This is a genomic window from Nocardiopsis lucentensis DSM 44048 (genome assembly GCF_000341125.1).
Classification (GTDB): Bacteria; Actinomycetota; Actinomycetes; order Streptosporangiales; family Streptosporangiaceae; genus Nocardiopsis; species Nocardiopsis lucentensis.
Window position 1 is genome coordinate 1 of the sequence record NZ_ANBC01000609.1, and the last position, 15,232, is coordinate 15,232.

At 71.2% G+C, this 15,232-nt stretch carries 19 protein-coding genes; 9 read left to right on the forward strand and 10 right to left on the reverse strand.

The genetic code is table 11. The features are described 5' to 3' along the window. A partial coding sequence (locus D471_RS40350; RefSeq protein ID WP_241479674.1) for a DUF6114 domain-containing protein occupies positions 1-404 on the forward strand: 404 nt, incomplete at its 5' end. On the opposite strand, the gene D471_RS0121610 is transcribed toward D471_RS40350, so the two are convergent. Further along, positions 307-1,506: an alpha/beta hydrolase family protein gene (locus tag D471_RS0121610; RefSeq protein WP_017600553.1), complete on the reverse strand. Its 1,200-nt coding sequence runs from the start codon at positions 1,504-1,506 to the stop codon at positions 307-309. The genes D471_RS40350 and D471_RS0121610 overlap by 98 nt on opposite strands. A 272-nt stretch (positions 1,507-1,778) precedes the next feature. Between D471_RS0121610 and D471_RS0121615 the strand changes: the two genes are divergently transcribed. The 6 genes from D471_RS0121615 (at position 1,779) to D471_RS0121640 (ending at position 8,780) form a co-directional block, all read left to right on the forward strand. After that, entirely contained in the window at positions 1,779-3,722 is a 1,944-nt protein-coding gene (locus tag D471_RS0121615; RefSeq protein ID WP_026127953.1) for a methylmalonyl-CoA mutase subunit beta, read from the forward strand. Then, a complete protein-coding gene (scpA, locus tag D471_RS0121620) occupies positions 3,719-5,941 on the forward strand; it encodes a methylmalonyl-CoA mutase (RefSeq protein ID WP_017600555.1) in 2,223 nt (740 codons plus the stop codon). Before D471_RS0121615 ends, scpA begins: the two co-directional genes overlap by 4 nt. 2 nt (positions 5,942-5,943) lie before the next feature. Next, positions 5,944-6,999 carry a methylmalonyl Co-A mutase-associated GTPase MeaB gene (gene meaB, locus D471_RS0121625; RefSeq protein WP_051059237.1) on the forward strand — a complete coding sequence of 352 codons (1,056 nt, stop codon included), beginning with the start codon at positions 5,944-5,946 and terminating at the stop codon, positions 6,997-6,999. Between the two features lie 349 nt (positions 7,000-7,348). Continuing rightward, positions 7,349-7,720, forward strand: a complete 372-nt coding sequence (locus tag D471_RS0121630) for an STAS domain-containing protein (protein WP_026127954.1) — start codon at positions 7,349-7,351, stop codon at positions 7,718-7,720. Positions 7,721-7,758: 38 nt separating this feature from the next. Beyond that, on the forward strand, positions 7,759-8,397 hold the full coding sequence (locus D471_RS0121635) for a class I SAM-dependent methyltransferase (protein ID WP_026127955.1): 639 nt from the start codon (positions 7,759-7,761) through the stop codon (positions 8,395-8,397). A 98-nt stretch (positions 8,398-8,495) separates the two neighbouring features. After that, on the forward strand, positions 8,496-8,780 hold the full coding sequence (locus D471_RS0121640; RefSeq protein ID WP_017600559.1) for a putative quinol monooxygenase: 285 nt from the start codon (positions 8,496-8,498) through the stop codon (positions 8,778-8,780). 14 nt (positions 8,781-8,794) lie between these two features. Here the strand turns inward: D471_RS0121640 and D471_RS35495 are convergent, their stop codons facing one another. The 8 genes from D471_RS35495 to D471_RS0121685 form a co-directional block, all read right to left on the reverse strand. Next, positions 8,795-9,334 carry a potassium channel family protein gene (locus D471_RS35495; protein ID WP_017600560.1) on the reverse strand — a complete coding sequence of 180 codons (540 nt, stop codon included), beginning with the start codon at positions 9,332-9,334 and terminating at the stop codon, positions 8,795-8,797. A gap of 343 nt (positions 9,335-9,677) precedes the next feature. Then, complete coding sequence (locus D471_RS39135; RefSeq protein ID WP_026127956.1) at positions 9,678-10,283, reverse strand: hypothetical protein; 606 nt, start codon at positions 10,281-10,283, stop codon at positions 9,678-9,680. Positions 10,284-10,312: 29 nt separating this feature from the next. Further along, positions 10,313-10,708, reverse strand: a complete 396-nt coding sequence (locus D471_RS35505) for a hypothetical protein (protein WP_017600561.1) — start codon at positions 10,706-10,708, stop codon at positions 10,313-10,315. Positions 10,709-10,839: 131 nt separating this feature from the next. After that, positions 10,840-11,235: a type II toxin-antitoxin system VapC family toxin gene (locus tag D471_RS0121660; protein WP_017600562.1), complete on the reverse strand. Its 396-nt coding sequence runs from the start codon at positions 11,233-11,235 to the stop codon at positions 10,840-10,842. Continuing rightward, positions 11,232-11,462 (reverse strand): FitA-like ribbon-helix-helix domain-containing protein, encoded by a 231-nt coding sequence (locus D471_RS0121665; protein ID WP_017600563.1) that lies wholly within the window; start codon positions 11,460-11,462, stop codon positions 11,232-11,234. The genes D471_RS0121660 and D471_RS0121665 overlap by 4 nt, the downstream gene beginning before the upstream one ends. Positions 11,463-11,577: 115 nt before the next feature. Beyond that, positions 11,578-11,835 (reverse strand): hypothetical protein, encoded by a 258-nt coding sequence (locus D471_RS35510; RefSeq protein ID WP_017600564.1) that lies wholly within the window; start codon positions 11,833-11,835, stop codon positions 11,578-11,580. Between the two features lie 331 nt (positions 11,836-12,166). Next, entirely contained in the window at positions 12,167-12,340 is a 174-nt protein-coding gene (locus D471_RS38575; RefSeq protein ID WP_017600565.1) for a DUF397 domain-containing protein, read from the reverse strand. Beyond that, positions 12,337-13,143 (reverse strand): helix-turn-helix domain-containing protein, encoded by an 807-nt coding sequence (locus D471_RS0121685; RefSeq protein ID WP_017600566.1) that lies wholly within the window; start codon positions 13,141-13,143, stop codon positions 12,337-12,339. Before D471_RS0121685 ends, D471_RS38575 begins: the two co-directional genes overlap by 4 nt. A gap of 186 nt (positions 13,144-13,329) precedes the next feature. Here D471_RS0121685 and D471_RS0121690 point away from each other — a divergent pair, with 186 nt between their 5' ends. Beyond that, positions 13,330-13,857, forward strand: coding sequence for an ATP-binding protein (locus D471_RS0121690; RefSeq protein ID WP_017600567.1), 528 nt, complete (start codon positions 13,330-13,332; stop codon positions 13,855-13,857). Positions 13,858-14,021: 164 nt separating this feature from the next. On the opposite strand, the gene D471_RS0121695 is transcribed toward D471_RS0121690, so the two are convergent. Then, a complete protein-coding gene (locus D471_RS0121695) occupies positions 14,022-14,519 on the reverse strand; it encodes a hypothetical protein (protein WP_017600568.1) in 498 nt (165 codons plus the stop codon). Between the two features lie 70 nt (positions 14,520-14,589). Between D471_RS0121695 and D471_RS0121700 the strand changes: the two genes are divergently transcribed. Further along, positions 14,590-15,108 (forward strand): hypothetical protein, encoded by a 519-nt coding sequence (locus D471_RS0121700; RefSeq protein ID WP_017600569.1) that lies wholly within the window; start codon positions 14,590-14,592, stop codon positions 15,106-15,108. Positions 15,109-15,232: the final 124 nt, after the last annotated feature.

A 15,232-nucleotide genomic window follows, 5' to 3' on the forward strand; every position in this document is an offset into this window, starting at 1 on the left:
CCGCCGACCTGCTCCTCCTCGCGGCGCTCGCCGGTTCCTCGCACTACCTCATCGGTGCCCTGTCGATCGTCAACGGGCTGCTGAGCTGGGCGCGGCCCGACCACCACGCCTTCCACGGCGCTGTCGGGACCCTGCTCGCCCTGGCCTCGTTCACGACCTCGAACTTCGGCGGCTTCCTCCTCGGCATGCTGCTCGGGGTCATCGGCGGGTCACTCGTCCTCGCCTGGTCGGCGGACCCGCGTCAGGGCGGTCGGGGCGGCGCCGACGCGCCCGCCGGACGGGCCCGGGGCGGCTGGTCCGCGCGCCTCAGGTCAGCCGTTCGTCGATCCAGTCGAAGACTCTCTGCTCGAACACGGCGCGACCGGCCGGCTCACAGTGCAGACTGGCTCCTTCGTCGGTGGTGAACCGCACCAACTCGCTGGGGCCGGGCAGCGCGTCGTGGAGCTGTTCGGACTGCCCCGGCCAGAAGACCTCGCCGTCGGGCGCGGTGATCAGCAGCGGTGTGGTGATGCGGTCCACGACCGGTGCGAGTGTGTACCGGTCGAGCTCCGTGAACAGGTCGAACGGGGAGAGATCGCCGTACGGCTTGGACCGCCACCGCCAGATCGCGGCGCTGGCGGGGTCGGCGGCGATGCCCTCCCGCATGTACCGGTCGAAGGAGTCGCGCTCGCCCGCCTCCCACAGTTCGCGCATCTCCCGGGGTATGTGCCGCCACCACGAGGTCGACACGTCCGTCACGCCCGGGTCCGCGACGGCGGCGGCGATCCGGTGCTCGAACGCCAGCGCCCGGGGCACCCAGTATCCGCCCTGGCTGATACCGACCAGGGCGATCCGCTCCGGGTCGACGTCGGGCCGGTCGAGGAGGAAGTCGACGACCGGGGTGATGACGTGCTCCCAGTCGTGGCGGAACGGCACCTCGCGCAGGAACAGCATCGACTGCTGACCCGGCCCGTCGAACAGCAGCACGCGGTGGCCGCGCGCGACGGCGCCCGCGCCCACGAGCGACCACACGTCGGTGATCGCCCCGTCGCTGCCGTTGTTGACGATGACCGTCGGCAGCGGCCCGGAGCGGTCGGGCGGACTGAACAGGAATCCGGGCATGATGTCGCCCTCGTAGGGGATGGCGACGCGTTCCGCGGGAGGCACGGAGGCGGCGCCGAAGCGTTCGAAGCAGTCCCGGTGCTCGTGGAACACCGGGACGAGCCGTCCGGGGTCCTCGGTCGCGTCGACACCCACCAGCGCGGTGGCGAAGTACTTGGCGGCTCGGAGGTAGCCCTCTCCGGCGCTGACCCGCCGCCCCCGGGCGTCGGACCCCTCGGCCTCCCAGCGGATCCGGCGCGCCAGATCGGTCCACGCGGTGAACCACGCCTCGGCGTCACCGCCCGGAGTGATCCGGGCCGCCGTCGCGAGGACCTCCCCGACGTCGGCGGCACGGCGGTAGGCCGCCCCGAGCGCGAGCAGCGCCTCGTAGTCGAACTGGTCGTCGTCGAAGAGTCGAAGCCGCATCCGCCCACCCGCCGTCGGTACCGGCGGGGNGGTGCGTCCAACCGCCAGGTTAGGTCCGCACACCCCGCTGACCCGGGCAGGCGCGCCGCCGGCCGCGACGGGGGTTCCGGGAGGGGCGGACGGGGCCGCGCCCGGGCCGCGCCCGGGCGTGATGTGACCCGTGTCATACAGTGGGTGGCCAGGGGGCGGGAAAGCTCCGTGGCGGTGCCCGGGTGCCACGCACCACACCCCGGCGGGGCCGGGCCGAACGCCATTCTCTAACATTTTCTATTATGGACGTTGCTGAGAGAGGGGGCAGTGACCCTGCCCCCAACCTGGCCGAGGGGTTCCCCGAAGCCACCCGCGAGCGGTGGCGTGAACTCGTCGCGGGAGTGCTGCGCAAGAGCGGTGTCGCCGAGGAACGGCTCGTCGACACCCCCGAAGGGGTGCTCGCCACCCCCACCTACGACGGGTTCGAGATCGACCCGCTCTACACCGAGGACCCGGCCCCCACGGGCCAGGGCTATCCCGGACAGCCGCCCTTCACCCGGGGCTACCGCCCCGAGGGGACGGCCACGGACGGGTGGGACATCCGTGCCCGCCACACCGACACCGACCCGAAGACCCTCGCACGGCGCCTGCACGCCGACCTGATGAACGGCGTCGCCTCCCTGTGGGTCGGAGTCGGCGGCGACGCCCTGCCGACCGCGTCGCTCGGCGAGGCCCTCACCGACGTCTACCTCGACCTGGCACCCGTGGTCCTGGACCCCGGAGCCGACTACGCCGACGCCGCCCGGGCCCTGCTGGAGGCGCACGCCGAAGCCGGGGTCCCCGACGGCCGGATCATCTCCCACCTGGGCATCGACCCGTTGACCACCGCCGCCCGGGCGGGGGAGCGGCCCGACCTCGAAGGCCCCGTCCGATTCGCGGTCGAGTGCGCGGCGGGCCGTCCCGGACTCGGCCTGCTGATCGCCGACGGCACACTCGCGCACGAGGCGGGCGGCTCCGAGGCCCAGGAACTCGGTTCCGCGATCGCCGCCGGCACCGCCTACCTGCGCGCCCTGCACGAGGCCGGGATGGACCCGGCCGACGCCGCGCGCCGGATCGAGTTCCGCCTGGCCGCCAACGCCGACCAGTTCACGGTCATCGCCAAGCTCCGCGCCGTCCGCGCCATGTGGAACCAGGTCCTGGCCGCCTGCGGTCTGGCCGCCGACCAGCGCGCCATGCGCCTGCACGTCACCACCTCCGAGGCCATGACCACCCGCCGGGACCCGCACGTCAACATGCTGCGCACCACCGTCGCGTGCTTCGCCGCCGGGGTCGGGGGCGCCGACGCGGTCACCGTGGCCCCCTTCGACTCCGCCGTGGGCCTGCCCGACGACTTCGCGCGCCGGATCGCCCGCAACACGCAGTCACTGCTCATCGAGGAGTCCCACCTGGCCCAGGTCATCGACCCGGCGGGCGGCTCCTTCTACGTCGAGGCGCTCACCCGCGACCTCTACCGCGCCGGCTGGGCGTTCTTCCAGGAGTTGGAGGCCGAGGGCGGTGCCGCCGACGCCCTCGCCAGCGGACTGCTGCGCGAGCGCGTCGACGAGGTGTGGGAGCGCCGCCGGATCGACATCGCGCACCGGCGCGCACCGCTGACCGGCGTCAGCGAGTTCCCCGACCTCGACGAGGCACCGCTGGTCCGGCCCGCCGATCCGGTGCGCCTGCCCGTCGGCCCGCACCGGTCGAAGGGGTTCCCCGTCCGGCGCTACGCCCAGGAGTTCGAGGCCCTGCGCGACCGCGGCGACGCCCAGACCGGCGACACCGGACACCGGCCGACCGCCTTCCTGGCCACGCTCGGCCCGGTCGCCGCGCACACCGCCCGCGCCTCGTTCGCCGCGAACCTGCTCGCGGCGGGCGGCGTCGCGGTCGAGCGGCCCGGCCCGCTCGACGACGCCGACGCGGCCGCGCGCGCCTTCGCCGCCTCCGGCTGCCGGGTCGCGGTCATCTGCTCGTCGGACAAGGTCTACGCCGAGCACGCCGAGGCCACCGCCCGCGCGCTGAAGGGGGCGGGCGCCCGCCGCGTCCTGCTCGCCGGATCACCCCGGGACACCTACCGCGAGGCCGGGGTGGACGTCTTCGCCCACCAGGGCTGCGACGCGGTCGCCCTGCTCACCGACCTGCTGGACGTCCTGCTCACCGATCCCCCGACCCCGACCCGACCCGCGACCTCCGAGGGGGAGAACGCATGATCCCCGACTTCTCCCGGGTGGCCCCCGAGCCGCCCGAGTTCACCGGTGACGGAGCCGCCGCCTGGCGCGAGGCCGTCCAGGAGCGCGGCGGCAAGGCGGTCGACGCCCTGGAGTGGGAGACCCCCGAGGGCATCGCGGTCAAGCCGCTGTACACCCCCGCCGACCGGGCGGGCCTGGACTTCGTCGGCGGCCTACCGGGCATCCCCCCGTACCTGCGCGGGCCCTACCCCACCATGTACGTCAACCAGCCCTGGACCATCCGCCAGTACGCGGGCTTCTCCACCGCCGAGGCGTCCAACGCCTTCTACCGGCGCAACCTGGCGGCCGGCCAGAAGGGCCTGTCCGTCGCCTTCGACCTGGCCACCCACCGCGGCTACGACTCCGACCACCCCCGCGTGGCCGGTGACGTCGGCATGGCCGGGGTGGCGATCGACTCCATCTACGACATGCGCCAGCTGTTCGACGGCATCCCGTTGGACCGCATGAGCGTGTCCATGACCATGAACGGCGCGGTGCTGCCCGTCCTGGCGCTGTACATCGTCGCCGCCGAGGAGCAGGGTGTGTCCCCCGAGCAGCTGTCGGGGACCATCCAGAACGACATCCTCAAGGAGTTCATGGTCCGCAACACCTACATCTACCCGCCGCGGCCGTCGATGCGGATCATCTCCGACATCTTCGCCTACACCTCGCAGCGGATGCCGCGGTTCAACTCCATCTCCATCTCCGGCTACCACATGCAGGAGGCCGGGGCCACGGCCGACCTGGAGCTGGCCTACACCCTCGCCGACGGCGTGGAGTACATCCGCGCCGGTCAGCGCTCCGGCCTGGACGTCGACCGGTTCGCGCCGCGCCTGTCGTTCTTCTGGGCGATCGGCATGAACTTCTTCATGGAGGTCGCCAAGCTGCGCGCCGCCCGCCTGCTGTGGGCGCGCCTGGTCAGGGACCTGGGGGCGGTCAAGGACAAGTCGCTGAGTCTGCGCACCCACTCCCAGACCTCGGGGTGGTCGCTCACCGCCCAGGACGTGTTCAACAACGTCGCCCGCACCTGCGTGGAGGCGATGGCCGCGACCCAGGGGCACACCCAGTCCCTGCACACCAACGCCCTCGACGAGGCGCTCGCCCTGCCCACCGACTTCTCCGCGCGCATCGCCCGCAACACGCAGCTGCTGCTGCAGCAGGAGTCCGGCACCACGCGGGTGGTCGACCCGTGGGGCGGCAGCTACTACGTCGAACGGCTCACCCAGGAGCTGGCCGCCAAGGCGTGGGCGCACATCCAGGAGGTGGAGAAGGCGGGCGGCATGGCCGCGGCCATCGACGCCGGTCTGCCCAAGATGCGCATCGAGGAGGCCGCCGCGCGCACCCAGGCGCGGATCGACTCGGGGCGTCAGCCGGTGATCGGCGTCAACAAGTACCGGCCCGACACCCACGACGAGATCGACGTGCTCAAGGTCGACAACGCCGAGGTGCGCGCCCAGCAGCTCGACAAGCTCCGCCGTCTGCGGGAGGAGCGCGACGAGACGGCCGTGCGCGCCGCCCTGGACGCGCTCACCGAAGCCGCCGGGCGCGAGTCCGTCGCCGACGAGTCGCTCACCAACAACCTCCTCGCCGCCGCCGTGGACGCGGCCCGCGCCAAGGCCACCGTGGGGGAGATCTCCGACGCGATGGAGAAGGTGTTCAGCCGTCACTCCGGTCAGATCCGTACCATCCAGGGTGTGTACAGGGACGAGGCCGCCGGAAGCGGCGACGCGGCGGGGCTGATGGAGCGGGTCGGCGCCCGTGTCGACGAGTTCGCCGAGACCGAGGGGCGCCGCCCCCGCATCCTGGTCGCCAAGATGGGCCAGGACGGGCACGACCGGGGGCAGAAGGTCATCGCGACCGCCTTCGCCGACCTGGGCTTCGACGTCGATGTCGGCCCGCTGTTCCAGACCCCCGCCGAGGTGGCGGTCCAGGCCGTGGAGGCCGACGTCCACGTGGTCGGGGTGTCCTCGCTCGCGGCCGGGCACCTCACGCTGGTCCCGGCGCTGCGGGAGGAGCTGGCCAAGCTCGACCGCGAGGACATCATGATCGTCGTCGGCGGCGTGATCCCCCCGGCGGACTTCGAGCCGTTGCGGGAGATGGGCGCGTCCGCGATCTTCCCGCCGGGGACGGTGATCGCGGAGGCCGCGATCGACCTGCTCGACCAACTGGAGGAGCGGCTCGACCATCGGGAAGGGGAGTGAGCGTGGCCGATGACGGCACGGCCGCCACGACGCGCGGCCGTGGACGCCGACCGGTGGACGTGGACGCCCTCGCCGAGGGGGTGCTGGCCGGGCATCGGCCGACCCTGGCGAGGGCGATCACCCTCGTGGAGTCCCGCCGCCCCGACCACGCGCGGGCCGCCCAGGAGCTGCTGGTCCGGTTGCTCCCGCACACGGGCAAGGCGCGGCGGGTCGGGATCACCGGGGTGCCCGGGGTCGGCAAGTCCACCTTCATCGACGCGCTCGGCGGGCGGCTCACCGCGGCCGGTCACCGGGTGGCGGTGCTGGCGGTCGACCCCTCCTCCACCCGGACCGGCGGCAGCATCCTCGGTGACAAGACGAGGATGGCCCACCTGTCGGTGGACCCCAACGCGTTCATCCGCCCCTCGCCGACGGCGGGCACGCTGGGCGGGGTCGCCCGGGCCACCCGGGAGACCATGCTGCTCATGGAGGCCGCCGGGTTCGACGTGGTGCTGGTGGAGACGGTCGGCGTCGGCCAGTCCGAGGTCACCGTGGCCGCGATGGTCGACTGCTTCGTCTTCCTCACCCTCGCGCGCACGGGCGACCAGCTGCAGGGCATCAAGAAGGGGGTCCTGGAGCTGGTCGACGTGGTCGCGGTGAACAAGGCCGACGGACCGCACGCCGACGACGCGCGCCGGGCCGCCCGGGAACTGTCCCGTGCGATGCGCCTGCTCCAGCCGGTGCACCCCGACTGGCGCCCGCCCGTGCTGACGTGCAGCGCCCTGACCGGGGACGGGCTGGACGAGGTGTGGGAGACCGTGGTCGAGCACCGCGCCGTGCTGGAGCGCGGCGGCGGGCTGGCCGAGCGCCGCAGCCGCCAGCGGGTCAGCTGGATGTGGGACCAGGTGCGCGACCAGGTGATGGACACGTTCCTGCGCGATCCGGGGGTGAGCGAGCTCATCCCGCGGTTGGAGGAGGAGGTACGCTCCGGGGAGACCACCGCGACCCTGGCGGCGCGTGGACTCGTCGAGTCCTTCACGCGAACGATCACACGGAGTGAGCGTTCCTCGGACGAGTGAACCGAAAGTGACGGTGAGTAGTGTGACGCCGGCCACGGGCTTTTCACGGGCGGAAAAACCGGCTCTCATGTCGTGAAATAACACGGTGTCAACGGGCGAAAACGGACGTGCTGGTCCAGGTTCGTGCCCAAGAGGCGAAAATTTCTTCTCCGATGGCATTCCCGAACGGCCCGTTCGCCTATACCGTGTGTGTCCAACGACTTACCAGACTCGCGGACGCGCCAGCTTCGTCCCCTCGGTGGTCGGCTCTGTGGGAGTGGGGCCGATCGCCGACGGCGCGGTCCGCCAGTCTGCGTATGGTGAGACGAAGGGACCCCCGCCATCCGACGTGGGGCCGGGAGGAGTGATCGTGCACAGGCTTGGACTGAGCACGCGAGTAGACAGCCGCAGTGTCATCGTCGCGATCGAGGGTGAGCTCGACATCGCGACCGCCGCCGACCTCCAGCAGCACATCGAGTCCGCGATCGACGACCACGGGTCGTTCCTGATCCTGGACCTGTCCGCCCTGGACTTCATGGACTCCAGCGGACTCAACGTCATCATCAACGCCTACCGAACCGTCCGTGAACAGGGCGGCTCCCTCGCGCTGGCCGCGTTGAACGAGCGCGTCACCAAGGTCGTCCGCCTGGTCGGCCTGCACCGCCAGGTCCCGGTCCACCAGACCGTGGCCACCGCCATCGCCGCCATGGACGCCCTGGAGGCCAAGCGTCAGGCTGGGTAGTCTTCGGGAGCGTGACCCGACTCCTGCCCTCCAGTCCCATCGATCTGTCGTGGGACCACAACAGCCACTATCACGGTCATCTCCTCCGCCAGGTGCCCTCTGGCCGGAGCCGTGCCCTCGACGTCGGGTGCGGTGACGGGCGGTTCGCCCGGGCGCTGGCCCAGCGCGGCCTGACCGTCGACGCCGTGGACGCGTCGGCGGACATGGTCGGGCTCGCCCGCGAACGGACGCCGCCCCGCCTGCCCGTGCGCTACCAGCACGCCCGTCTGGAGGAGGCCGAGCTCGCCCCCGAGGGGTACGGCTTCGTCAGCGCCATCGCCAGCGTGCACCACATGCCCCTCGGCCCGACCCTCGAACGGCTGTCCTCCCTCCTGGAACCCGGCGGGACCCTGGCCGTCCTCGGCCTCTACCGCGAGGAGGGGTGGGGAGACCTCGCCGCCGGCCTGGTCGCGCTCGGGCCGCAGTGGGCGATCGGTCTGGGGCTGCGCGCGGCCCGACTCGCGACGGGCACACCCGACCTGGCGCGGATCTGTGACGGCGCCGAGAGGATGCCCATGCGCGACCCGGAGACGAGCCTGCGGGAGATCGGCGCCACCGCCGCACGGCACCTGCCCGGAGCGCACCTGCGCCGTCTGCTCATGTGGCGGTACTCGCTGGTGTACACCCGTCCGGAGTAGGGGCACCGGGGACGCGCGTGCCCGGGACCGGGCGGATCGTCGTCCCCCCTTTCTAGGCTGGCCGCGACCGGCCACCCCCTACCGAGAGGACGACGACCGTGCTCATCATCGCCGGAAGCATCAGTGTGGATGCGTCGGACCGCGACGCCTACCTCCGGGGCTGCTCCGCGATCGTGGAACGGGCCCGTTCCGCGCCGGGGTGCCTGGACTTCGCGCTCTCCGCGGACCTGCTCGACCCCGCGAGGATCAACATCTACGAACGGTGGGAGTCCGAGGCCGACCTGGAGCGCTTCCGGGGTTCCGGATCCGCCGAGGACCAGGAGGGGGAGATCGTGTCGGCCTCGGTGGCCCGGTACGTCGTCTCCTCCGTCGGGGCTCCCTGACACCGGGCCCCCGCTCAGTCGGAGCGGTCGGCCGGTTCGGTGACGCGTCCGGTCACCTGGCCGTTCCCGCCTTCGTCCACCCGCCCGTTCCCGGCCCGGGTGCGGTCGAGTTCGGCCTTGAGGTCGACGACCAGCGACCGGAGTTCGCGCAGCTCCACCCTCGTGAGAGCGTCCTCGGCGTCCCTCTTCTCACCCTCGATGGTCTTGACGAACCAGGAGGCCAGGACGCCGGTGATGACACCGAGCAGGGCGATGCCCACGATGAACAGGCAGATCGCGATCAGCCGTCCCGTGTCCGTCACCGGGTAGTGGTCGCCGTAGCCGACCGTGGAGATCGTCACCAGGGTCCACCAGGAGGCGTCGCCGATGGTGGTGATGTTGGCGCCCGGGGCGTCGCGCTCGGCCTTCAGGACGGCGAGCGAGGCCACGAGCAGGATGATCACGGTGAGCGTGGCGGTGTAGAGCACCACGTTCCCGCGCGCGGACACCGACAGCTTCCGGTGCAGGATGGACACCACGCTGAGCAGCCGCACCAGCCGCAGGGGGCGCAGCATCGGCAGCNAGGTCGAGGAGGTTGGCGCGGACGAACGCCCACCGGTCCGGGGCCAGGTACAGGCGGGCGGCGTAGTCGACGGTGAACGCGAACCAGACCACCCACGCGGCGGCGGAGCAGGCGTCCTGCCACTGTTCGGACAGGTCGGCGTCGAGGATCGGCCAGGCGTAGGCGGCCAGGAAGCCCACGGCCAGGGCGAGCAGGGGCCACTCGGTGGCGTTCTGCCACCGTTCGAGACGTTCGGGGCTGCGGGCGTCGGTGCGTGTCTGGGGTTCGTCCACGGTCATGATTCGATCAGCCTCGGATGGACTCGGGGAAACGCGCAGGTCGCGATGGGGTTGCTCTTACCGCTGGCCGGGTTGGGGACCCTGTGGCGGCTGGGGTCCCGTGGGTCCCTGGGGCCGTTGGGGACCTGATGGGGCCTGAGGCTGACCGGGGTGCTGGGGGCCGGTCGGTGCCTGCGGCGGCTGGGGTTGCTGGGGCGCCTGGAACCGCTGCTGGGGAGCGCCCGGGGCCTGGTGACCGTACGGCTGACCCGGGTGGCCCGGGTGGTGCGGTGGGACGTGGTGGCCCTGGGCGGGCTGGGGTTGCGGGAATCCGTGCGGTGACGGGGCGGTGGGCTGACCCTTGCCGCGCGCGCTGAGCACGGCGAACAGCAGCAGACCGATCGCGATGGTCACCAGGACGGGGCGGACGATGTTGTAGGTGGCGACCAGCCCCATGTACGGCATCGGTCCCCCGGCGACCGTGTTCCCGAACGGAGCCAAGATGGCGAAGTCGTACCAGATTCGCCACCCGATGATGGCAACCCCGCACAGGGCGAGCAGTCCACCGCCAGCGAAGATGAGCCCCTTGCCGCTGGGTGACCCGGCGGCGCGCACCAGCGCGATGACGCCGGGTACGAGGTGCGCCGCGATGGTGAACAGGATGCTGAGAACGAGGTAGATCATGATTGGCTCCGCTGTCGTTGTCGGCGAGGTCAGCGCTTGACCACGGGACCGGTCTGGTGGGGGCCCTGGGGCGGTCGCGGTGCACCTGGTGTGGGGCTGACGGCGGGTTTCGCGTGGCGGCGCGTGGCGGCGAACACCAGGAGGATGATCCCGGCGCCGAACAGGGCGAAGGACAGGTAGGAGATGAAATCGATCACGAGACCGGCCGCGTTGAAGCCGAGATACGGGCCGATGAACGAGTGGATCGGGATGGACCAGAGCGCGAGAATCAGGTCGGTGGCCCCGCTGACCAGGACGAGAGCGCCGCTGGTCAGAGTGAGGCCCTTGCGGCCCACCGGGGCCATGGGGCCGCAGACGATGATGCCGATGCCCGTGAGCGAGGTCAGGACCGGGCCCACCAGGAACGGGAGAGGGACGGAGTTCACGGGGCTCCTCGGGGAACGGTGACGCGGGAGGCATGGGGCCGTGGTGCGCACCCGAGGGTAGTCGCCCGCCTCGAGCAGGGTCGATAGTCAGGCCGGATGTGGCCGGACCCCGGCGCGGGTTCGCGTTCGTCCTAGTCGAAGACCTCGATCGGGCATCGGGCCGCACCGCTGCGGGCTATGCGGGCATCGCTGGTGACCAGCGTGCCTCCCAGGGCTTCGGCCAGTGCCACATAGGTGGCGTCGTAGGCGGACAGGTTCGCGCGGAGCACCCTCACACGGGGCCACAGGGGAAGCGCGTCGTATCGGTCGATCGGCAGCCGTCCATAGGCGAGCATCGCCGCGTCCGCCTGGTCCGGCGTGATCTTCCCGCCGCGAGCCATGCCGAGGAGTGCCGACATGACCTCGGTGTCGAGAAGGTACGGGGCGCACAGGATGTCGTCTTCGGCCACCCGGTCGGCCACAGCCGAACCGACCGGGCCGACCGCTGTCAGCATCTCGACGAGCGCTGAGTGGTCTATGACGATCAACGCCCGGCTCGCCCTTCATCGATGGCGGTCAGGACGTCGGAGACGGTCACATCGGACTGGGTGGTACGACGGGCGGCCTCCACGGCGTCGGCCAGGGTGGGCTTGGAGACGTCACGGGTGAGCACGGTGCGGGCGTACGCCTGGAGGGACTGACCGGCCTTGGCGGCGCGGATCTTCATCTCCCTGACGACTTCTTCCGGCATGTCGCGGATGGTGAGAGCAGTCATGAAAGCATTCTATCTCCATTGAAAGCATGATGCATTCAAAGGCGGGCGAGGCCGCCGGGGTAGACACGGTGCTCCCAGAACACGAGCGGGCGGGGTTCCTCGGTGACGGTGCGCATCAGACGGCCACCGCCGTCCGGGTCCGGGCGGCGAACGAGGGATGGTCGGGCGCGAGGAGATCGCCCTCGGGGATCGTCCGGGGCGCGGGGACTGGGGCGGCGGCCTGCTCCGGAGCGGGCATCGGCGCGTAGCGGCGGACCCGGGTGGAGCGGCGTCGGCGTGCGGCGGCAGCGGAGTGGCGTCCGCGCGCGGGGGTGAGGAGGGCCCTCAGGATCTCCAGGGTTGGGCGCAGGAGGGCAGGGATAGAATAGGCCATGTCGGCAATCTTTCGGTTAAAGAGTTGAGTTGCTGGCCACGGCCCCGGATGTCTTTCAAACGTCGCGGGGTCTTCGTGTGTGCGGTTGTGGTTGGGACACAGATTAGGGGAGTTCGGGGGGAGGGGCGAACTTTTTGGCGGGAAAGGTGGGTCGGGAGAACCAGGTTTCTCGTTGTGCCAGTTCAGGGCGGGTGGGGAGAAGAACCAGCCTGTTTTGTCTTGATGGTTTTATTGGTGATGTTTGCCTGAATTGGTGTGCTGCGTGGAGTGCCCGTGAAAGCGAAAGGGGCGCCTCCTCCGAACGGAGGGGCGCCCCTGGTGCGTGTGGTGCTCAGCCGTGCCGCTTGAGGGAGTCCACGAGGGAGGTCCACTCGGTGGTGCTGAACGTGAGGTGCCCGCGTTCTCTGTTCTGGGTGTCACGGATCAGGACGGTCTGGGGGGTTTCGTTGACCTCTACGCAGCTCTGTTCGCGCATGCTGTAGCTCGACTTGTGCCAGCTGTTCACAGTGCCTGCCTCATCTCTTTCAACTTCCGTGCCGAAGCGTCCGGAGGGAGCGCCCACGCTTGGAGCCTGCTGAAGACCGCCTCCAGGTCGCGGATCTCACGGACGTCGTCAAAGAGGAGTTCCCCGACCGGGTGCTCCACGCACAGGACGGCCTGCTCGTCCCCGATGTATATCAACCTGAATGGACCGATGATCCAGGCGAGGTCGGGTACCCCTGCCGGGAGGATCTGAAAGGTGATCGCGGCTTCCTGGGACTCCTGGATGAGCCGGTCGATCTGCTCGCCCATGATCTCGGGCGGGATCGGCAGCGAGAGCGCGGTCTCGGCCATGATGATGTTGAGGAGCAGACCGGCGTCCGTCTTCAGATCCGCACGCCACGATGCCCGGGTGTCGATGACGTTCTGGATGCGCTCCTCCGGCGCGCCTGGCACCGCTTGGGAGGTCAGCACCCGCGCGTACTCGGAGGTCTGGAAGAAACCCGGCACCACCACGGGATGGAAGAAGCGGATCTCGCGGGCGCGTTTATCGTAGTCACGGGACTGCCGATACCACTCGGGCTCCGTCCTCGCCTTGAGCACGTCCCCCCACTCGCGGAGCAGGGCGCCGTTCGTACGCAGCGCACTGTCCAGCGTGGTCACCACGTCCCCGTTCGGGGCTCTTGTCGCCTTCTCGATCTTGCCGAGATAGGACGCTGACCAGCCGGTTCCCTTCGCGAGTGCGTTGAGCGAAAGCCCCTGCTGCTTGCGCAGCCGCTTCACTCGCTGCCCGAACCTGACCCACTCCGGCTTCTGAGGCTCGTCCATGCGTACAGCCTGTCAGTGAACGCGTACGCGTACGTACGGAAGTCCCCAGATCCCCGCCATCCCGTAGAACCGCTTCCCCCGCGTCCGGCCCCTGCCACAGCCTGAGGAACGAGGAAGTCCCGGCGATCGCTTCAACGGCCCCGGGACCCGGTTCACACCCGCGCTCTCAGGACGACAGGTACGAACATGAACGAGGCTACTCCGCGACGCGAGCCCGCGACGGGCGTCCCCCGCCAGCGCACCGCGATCGTCCCACCGCCCCGGCGGCTGAGCTTCGCCGATCCCCACCGGTGCGGGATCGTGCTCGGTCACGACCCGGGCCACGTCCTTATCGCCCGTGTGTGGGCGCACCAGATCGCCCGCACCACGCCCAACGCGGCCTTCCCTCTGGTCGCGGTGGCCAGCGAACTGGTGACCAACGCCCACCGGCACACCCGGTCCGGCGATCCCGGCGGGGCCGTGACGGTGGTGGTCGAGCGCCGCCGCCACGTCCTCATCCTGACCGTCACCGACAACGGTCCCCGCCCCGGCCCGACGATTCCGGTGCCCCGGATCGAGGAGGGAGGGGACCCGCTGCGGGGCGGCGGATTCGGACTCCGCATCGTCGACGCCCTGGCGTCGTACTGGGACTGGAGCGGTTCGGCGGGCGGCCCGCTGACCGTCCGCGTGCTCCTGGAGCGGGACGTCGCCCCCGGACTCCTGGCGGTCGTCTAGACCGCCGTCCGCCCCTGCCGGAGGGGGAGGGGCGGACGGCGCCGTTCGGCGGTCCGTGAGCACACGCGGATCGCCCGTGCCACGAACCGCCCCCGTCAACGGATTCCTTCAGGGACGCTCGGGCCGACGTCTACGGGGTTTCGGGACCGCGGCGCTCCGTCCGCTCAGCGGCACTGGTCGTCGACGTACCCCTCGAAGTCGGGGAACTCCTCCCCGGCCAGCCGGAGGATCTCCCGCCACGGCCGCCGCGAGTCCGGGGCGTGGCGCTCGGCGATCGCCACCGCGTCGGGATCGACGCCCTCGGGCTCCTCGTCGTAGGCGACCTCGCACGGTCCGATCCCCTGGGCCAGCAGCCACAGGAAGGACGCCAGGTCCGCGGCCATCACCGCGGTCTGCCCCTCCGACCCGAGGTACACCACGGGCTGCTCCGTCAGGGGCCGCCCCTCCCGGACCAGCCACAGGCCGACGTAACCGCCCGCGCCCTCCATCCCGAAGAAGCGGAACTCGCTCCCGTCGGCCTCATCGTTGCCGGTCCACTGCCGGTACCACCACGCGGTGTCGTCGGGATCCTCGAACCGCTCGTACATCTCGAACTCGGGTGGGCCGGTGGCCCCGATCCGGGCGAGGTCGGCCAGCATCGGGGGGAAGGCGAGATCGGGCATGGCCGAAAGCTACCGCCCCGTAGGGACATCCCGCCTCAGGACGGTCGGCGGGGGTCACCATAATGACGGGATGAGCGAACACGCGGACCTTCCCGAAGCAGTCGACGCCAAGGCACTCCTCGCCCTCTCCGAGGGCCACCACGAACGCACCATGCGGTTCCTGGGCACCAGCGAGATCAGCGGTCACCTCGTCAAGGCCTACGCCCTGGAGGCGCCCGGGCGCACCGTGACGGACGGGGACGAGGACGAGGCGCTGCGGATCGCGGAGGGCCACCTGTCCCTCGGCGAGTCCCGGGGCTCCCTCGGGCTGGCCGTGGTCATCGCGCACGCGGGCGGCGACGGCGACTACGTCCTCGTCCACAGCTGGATCGAGGGCCACATGTCCGACCTGGCGATCTTCACCGGTCCGGCCGGACGCCCCGACCTGCTCCGGCCGGGGCGCGTGGGGCTGGCGCCCTGCGTCTGGGAGGCCGAGATCCTGGCGCACGAGCGCGACGTGTTCGCCTGGCACGTCCTCGACGGCGAGGGGGACGTGTCCGACCGGCTCACCACGTGGTCGGAGGACGTCATCGAGGGCGCGTCCCGGTGAGCGCGGCGAACGTGCGGCGCGCCCGCCCCGAGGACCTGCCGCGCGTCGCCGCGCTGGCGGCCGAGCACGCCGCCTACGAGAAGGCCCCGCCGCCCGCCCCGGACCTCGCCGAACGGCTCCCCCC